Genomic DNA, 6,268 nt, shown 5'->3' on the forward strand with positions numbered 1-6,268 from the left:
TTATTTTACCCCCCGGTCTGGACTACTCCAGGTACCTACATTTTCAGGATCTAGGAAGAATGAAACTAAAGCCAAGATACATGAAATTAAGTTAACCATCCAGTAGTAAACAATGTAAGCAGGAATCAATAGTAAATCGACGAAGCTTAGTAGGGCGGTTTCGTGTGAACCGTAGAAACCAATGAAGAATTGTAAGATACTGACGATGATAAGTACTAATAAGACGTCACCATCTAATTGAACTTCATGAATTAATAATAGGTTGAAGAAATAAGAGATAGTACTTAATGCGGTTAAAACAGCCCAAGTACTACTGATAATTGTTTCATACATTAAAGCTTTTTGAGTAATTGAACCGTGTAGTAGAAGATCCTTGTTCTTAGCGATAACTTCCATACCACCACGAGCCCAACGACGACGTTGTTTGATTAAGTTTCTAGTGTTTTCTGGAACTAGAATCCAACAGATTGCAGTAGGTTGGTAGCTAACGCTCCAGCCCTTACGGTACATTCTCCAGGTAATATCAATATCTTCGGTAATAACATCAGTGTGCCATCCACCTACATCTTCAAGTGCTTCACGTCTGAAACCAACGATAACACCAGAAACGGTATTGATACGGCCGTATAGGTATGATTGAGCCTTCTTGATAATATCGATAACACCGATGTATTCAAGAAGTTGTAAACGACCTAAAACGGTAGTTCTATTTCTAACGACGGGTTTGCCGGCAACGGCACCAAGTTTTGGATTAGTCTTAAGTGTCTTAACTAGTTCGGTCACTGAGTTCTTTGCTAGTAGGGAATCAGAATCGATACCAACAATGTATTTTCCTTCAGCAACTTTGAAACCTTCGTTCATTGCGTTAGCTTTACCTTGGTTAACATCGACCGGAACGATTTTGATTTTAAATTGACTAGCGTATTGCTTTTGTAACTTGTACATAATATCTAATGTATCGTCATCACTTTTATCATCAATTAAAACAACTTCGAAGTTCTTATAGTCAATGTTTGAAATTGCTGAAATCGCTTCGTTTAACGTATCACTTTCATTATGAGCGGGAACTAGAATTGACACTAATTCAGATCCATCCACTTTAGCAAATTTTTCCGAGCGGTGGTAGATGTTACAGTACAATGCCCCGACAATCCAAATTGCTGACACAACAATTGGATACCCGATAATGAAATCGTTAATAATATCTAAAAACCACATTATAAATGAATTCCTCCTTTAAGGACCACTAAATAAGATATTAGAATACAATAAGATATTTTAGCGTTTTGTTCATATGTATGACTGTAAAAACCATATATTTATCATACTTCAATTATAAATTAAACTTCCTAATATATCAAAGCTATGTGCCTCAATTGTTTCAATATTATTACAAATAAAAAATGAATTCCATACTTGGAATTCATTTTTATTTTTTCTTAATAATTTGGGCCTCTAAATCACCGTCATAATCGACAAAGTAGACATGTTTTTCAGGGTCATCTTTTAGGGGGCCCATGTCGATTGCGGGGCGATTGTTAACCATGTCAATGCAGTTAAATCGCTGTTTGGCGATTCGATGTAGTAAACTTCCGGTTTTATCAAAAACTTCTGCTTTCTCCGCTGCCTTAGCAAGAGTATATCCCGAGTTCAAAAATGATTTGATTAACTCTACCTTAATAATTGATGAATATGGATAACGATGACTCGTATTTTTATCACCTTTTTGGCAATGGATGTATCCCTTTTGTTCCCAATATCTAATCTTGCTTTGTGGCACGTTACAGGTTCTAGACAATCCACCAATGCCGATTGATAAGTCAAGATCTTGCATTAGTTTATGGATACGTCTGGAGTAGTCTTGAATGTCTTCTTTTGTATACTTTTCTTCCACTGTGTCACATCCTTTTCTTCTTAAATTTTCATAAGTGATGTTACATAATCAATAATTATTATATATTTTTTACTATCGTTGTCAAATTTGTTGACAAAGAAAAATGTCAGATGTATATTAGTTATTGTCGAAATTTATAGAGAAAATAAAATATTAACGAAAAGGGGTTAGATTATGAATGTAGATGCAAACGGTAAATCATACAACAAAATCATGCTTGTTGTGATTTTATTGGTTGGTACTTTCTGTACTATTTTAAACCAAACAATTTTAGCAACCGCGTTTCCTACATTAATGAAGGACTTTGACATTAACACTTCAACTGTTCAATGGTTAACTTCCGGATTTATGTTAGTAAACGGGATTGCAATCCCAGTTAGTGCATGGTTATCAAACCGTGTTAACACTAAATGGCTATACTTGGGAGCAATGTCAATTTTTGAAGCAGGTACTGTCCTTGCTTTCTTCGCTCCAAACTTCGGTACTTTGTTAGCAGCTCGTTTAATTCAAGCGTTAGGTGTTGGAGTTACAATGCCATTGCTACAAACTATCATGCTTAGAATTTTCCCACCTGAAAAACGTGGTGCTGCCTTGGGGCTATCTGGTGTTGTTATCGGTTTAGCTCCAGCGATTGGGCCTACATTATCAGGTTGGATTTTAATTAACTACACTTGGCGTGACCTATTTGGAATCATCATTCCAATCGTCGCTATTGTGATTCTATTAGGTCTATACTACATGCGCCCAATTCTACCTACTAAGAAGGAAAAGATTGATGTATTGTCATTAATTCTTTCAACTATTGGTTTTGGTAGTGCACTATACGGTTTCTCAGAAGTTGGTACTGATGGATGGGGTAGCGCAACAGTTATCTCTACACTAATTATTGGTGCTATCTTCATCGTATTATTTGTATGGCGTCAATTAGTAATGGAAAAACCATTCCTAGACGTTAAGGTATTCAAGTCAGCTAAGTTCTCAATCGCAACCATCCTATCATCAATTACTATGATGGCTTTAGTTGGTTTTGAAATGGTTCTACCATTATATCTACAAATTGTTCGTGGAATGAACGCTTTCCATTCAGGGCTAAGTTTATTACTTGGTGCTTTAATGATGGGTATCGTTTCACCATTTGCCGGTGCTATTTTTGATAAGCACGGTGCTAAGAAACTAATCACCACTGGTTTAATTCTACTATTCTTCGGTACACTGCCATTCGCATACATTACTGAAAATACTGGAATTGCCTACATTATTATCCTATACGCTGTAAGAACATTCGGTATGGCTCTTGTAATGATGCCTTCAACCACTTACGGTATGAACGCATTACCTGATGACAAGATCAACCACGGTACAGCAGTTAATAATACTGTAAGACAAGTTGGTGCTGCTATTGCCACTGCCGTATTGGTTTCAATCCTATCTAACGTAACTACAAGCAACATGCCTGCTAAGTCACTATTAAAACTAGATCCATTGGCTTACAAGAATTCAGCAATTGATGCTACTTTAACTGGTTACCATGCTGCGTTCTGGGTAGCTGCATTCTTCATCGTAGTTGGATTCATTGCTAGCTTCTGGTTACATGACAACAAAAAGGGGGTAAATAAATAATGATTTTATTCGTACTGTGCATTTCTGCATTCCTATTCTTTATTTGTTTTAACCTATTAACTAACAACAAGGTACTACACGCAATTACTTCTATTGTATTTGCAGTTCTATTTATCCTTTCAACTTTCTTCATTACTATTAACTTCCATGATCACTATGGTATGCACAAAGTTAGCCATGAAACTTCAACTAAGTTAGTTTCAAGTGCTGATAAGGGCATGAACATGTTACTTTACCAACCAATCGGTACTTCAGGTAAAGATAAGGTAGTTATCTACCGTACCGATGAAAAGGCAACTAATCCATCACACACTGGTACTAATAAGGTAGAAAACAAGATTATTACTATTAATAGTGATAAGGCTAAGTTAGTAACTAAGACTGTTAAGTATGAATACAACTCAAGCGCTAACCGTCTATGGTTCGGTTTGGCACAAAAACCAACTAGAGTAAAAACAATCAATTACTTCTACGTTCCAAAGAGCTGGATGACTTTAACAGTTAACCAAGCAAAGCAATTGCCATCAATCATCAAAGAAATTAGTGGATCAAACACTGCTGCTCAAGCTCAAATGAAGATGGCAGCTGAACAATACGTTCAAGCTCAAGTTAAGGCAGCAATGATGAAGAACCCTAAGATGACAAGTGCACAACAAAAGGTACTAGTTAAGAAGGCAACCGCTGAATTTACGCAAAAAGCACAAGCTGAAGCACTTCAAAAGATGATGCCTGAAATCAAGCAAAAGCTAAGCCAAGTTAAATAGTGTTGACTTTTATTTCTTTGCTGATTATTATGATAGTATCTATTAAATATAAAGCTAAGAAGTAGTTACCAGTATTTAATGCGATTTGTGTATTCAGAAACCTAGTGGGAATGCGAACTAGGCAAACGCGTTAAAGAATTACACCTACAGAGCTTTCCATTATTGGACGCGTCATTTCGTTATAAATGATTGAAAGAGATTGTACATTAGTACGATAACTTGGGTGGTAACGCGGATTAACAAAAAACATTTCGTCCCTGACAATTTATTTGTCAGGGACTTTTTTATTAGGAGGAAAAAACATGGACATTATCGATGATTTACAATGGCGTGGCGCCATTAATCAACAAACTGATGCTGAAGGCCTAAAGAAAGAAGTAAACGAAAAGAAGATTGGTCTATATGCAGGGATTGACCCAACTGGTGACAGTATGCATGTTGGGCACTTAATTCCATTCATGATTTTGAAGAGATTCCAACTAGCTGGATACAAGCCAGTTATTCTAATCGGTGGAGCTACTGGTTCAATTGGTGACCCATCAGGTAAGAAGGCTGAAAGAAAGTTACAAAGTATGGAACAAGTTAAGCACAACGAAGAATGCCTAACTAACCAAATGAAGAGCTTGTTTGGTGAAGATGGTAAGTTCCAAATTGTTAACAACTATGACTGGACTTCAAAACTATCATTATTAGACTTCCTTCGTATTTACGGTAAACGCTTCAACGTTAATACTATGTTAAACAAGGAAATCGTTTCAAGCCGTCTAGAAACAGGTATCTCATACACTGAATTTACTTACCAAATTCTACAAGCAATGGACTTTGAACACCTATACAAAAACAATGGTGTTGAACTACAAATCGGTGGGGCTGATCAATGGGGTAACATCACTGGTGGTATCGAACTAATCCATAAGACTCAAGGTGCAGATGCAAAAGCATTTGGTTTAACTATTCCATTAATGCTTAAGGCAGATGGTACTAAGTTCGGTAAGACTGAAGGTGGAGCTGTATGGTTAGATCCAGAAAAGACTACACCTTACGAATTCTACCAATTCTGGATTAACACTGATGATAGGGATGTAATCAAGTACTTGAAGTACTTTACTTTCCTAAACAAGGAAGAAATCGAAGAACTAGAAGAACAAGTTAAGAACGAACCATGGAAGAGAGCTGCTCAACGTCGTTTAGCTGAAGAAGTAACTGAATTCGTTCATGGTAAGGATGCCGTAGTCGAAGCACAAAACATTACCGAAGCATTGTTCTCAGGAAACGTCCAAGACCTAACTACTGATGAAGTAGAAACTGGATTCAAGAACATGCCTTCTGTTGAAGTTAGTGCAGACAAGAAGAACATTGTTGAATGGTTAGCAGACGATACTGCAATCGAACCATCAAGAAGACAAGCTAGAGAAGATGTAAGCAACGGTGCCATCCGTATTAATGGAGAAAAGGTTGACGATGTTGATTTTGAAATCGATCCAAGCACTTCATTTGACGGTAAGTTCGTTGTTGTTAGAAGAGGTAAGAAGAAGTACTTCTTAGCTAGAATTAAATAGTAATATGATCGTTTAAAAGTAGATTGATTAATTCAATCTACTTTTTTTAATTTATTTGCGGAGAAGTGTTGACTTTATAAGGTTTACCTGGCATAATATTATTTGTTGTTGAGAGATGTAATTAAAAATGATTACAAATCAGCAACGATTAATTTTTTCAAAACATGTTGACACGATGTCATTAATTTGATATTATAAATGAGTTGCGTTATTGATATGACGCAAAAAATATTAAAAAAGTTGTTGACACGGCTTTGACAAGATGATATGATTAACGAGTTGTCAATTGAGGCAGCAAGTTAATTAAATGGTAGATCTTTGAAAACTGAACAAGATTGATAATCGATGATGTGTAAGGAACTTACAACTTGGTTGTAAGAATTAAACATTGCGAAGTCAATTCGCTTATAAAATAACAATTTATTCAGAAG

General features: G+C 36.2%; 5 protein-coding genes. 3 read left to right on the top strand and 2 right to left on the bottom strand.

What is annotated here, in order from left to right; all coding sequences use genetic code 11:
- Both OEZ61_RS06295 and OEZ61_RS06300 read right to left on the bottom strand, forming a co-directional pair.
- Window positions 1–1,218 carry a glycosyltransferase gene (locus OEZ61_RS06295; protein WP_057197467.1) on the bottom strand — a complete coding sequence of 406 codons (1,218 nt, stop codon included), beginning with the start codon at window positions 1,216–1,218 and terminating at the stop codon, window positions 1–3.
- 211 nt (window positions 1,219–1,429) lie between these two features.
- A complete protein-coding gene (locus tag OEZ61_RS06300) occupies window positions 1,430–1,894 on the bottom strand; it encodes a MerR family transcriptional regulator (protein WP_057197469.1) in 465 nt (154 codons plus the stop codon).
- A 174-nt stretch (window positions 1,895–2,068) separates the two neighbouring features.
- Here OEZ61_RS06300 and OEZ61_RS06305 point away from each other — a divergent pair, with 174 nt between their 5' ends.
- The 3 genes from OEZ61_RS06305 (at window position 2,069) to tyrS (ending at window position 5,837) form a co-directional block, all read left to right on the top strand.
- Window positions 2,069–3,514 carry an MDR family MFS transporter gene (locus tag OEZ61_RS06305; RefSeq protein WP_290047163.1) on the top strand — a complete coding sequence of 482 codons (1,446 nt, stop codon included), beginning with the start codon at window positions 2,069–2,071 and terminating at the stop codon, window positions 3,512–3,514.
- Window positions 3,514–4,278 carry a DUF4811 domain-containing protein gene (locus OEZ61_RS06310; protein ID WP_057197474.1) on the top strand — a complete coding sequence of 255 codons (765 nt, stop codon included), beginning with the start codon at window positions 3,514–3,516 and terminating at the stop codon, window positions 4,276–4,278. The genes OEZ61_RS06305 and OEZ61_RS06310 overlap by 1 nt, the downstream gene beginning before the upstream one ends.
- Before the next feature lie 302 nt (window positions 4,279–4,580).
- Complete coding sequence (tyrS, locus tag OEZ61_RS06315; protein WP_053792452.1) at window positions 4,581–5,837, top strand: tyrosine--tRNA ligase; 1,257 nt, start codon at window positions 4,581–4,583, stop codon at window positions 5,835–5,837.
- Window positions 5,838–6,268: the final 431 nt, after the last annotated feature.

It is taken from the genome of Apilactobacillus sp. EABW-1NA, assembly GCF_030398685.1.
Taxonomy (GTDB): domain Bacteria; phylum Bacillota; class Bacilli; order Lactobacillales; family Lactobacillaceae; genus Apilactobacillus; species Apilactobacillus waqarii.

Bases quoted from the DNA above. Each gene is read 5' to 3' on its own strand.
- OEZ61_RS06295 (WP_057197467.1), bottom strand. From the start codon at position 1,218: ATGTGGTTTTTAGATATTATTAACGATTTCATTATCGGGTATCCAATT.
- OEZ61_RS06305 (WP_290047163.1), top strand. From the start codon at position 2,069: ATGAATGTAGATGCAAACGGTAAATCATACAACAAAATCATGCTTGTT.
- OEZ61_RS06310 (WP_057197474.1), top strand. From the start codon at position 3,514: ATGATTTTATTCGTACTGTGCATTTCTGCATTCCTATTCTTTATTTGT.
- tyrS (WP_053792452.1), top strand. From the start codon at position 4,581: ATGGACATTATCGATGATTTACAATGGCGTGGCGCCATTAATCAACAA.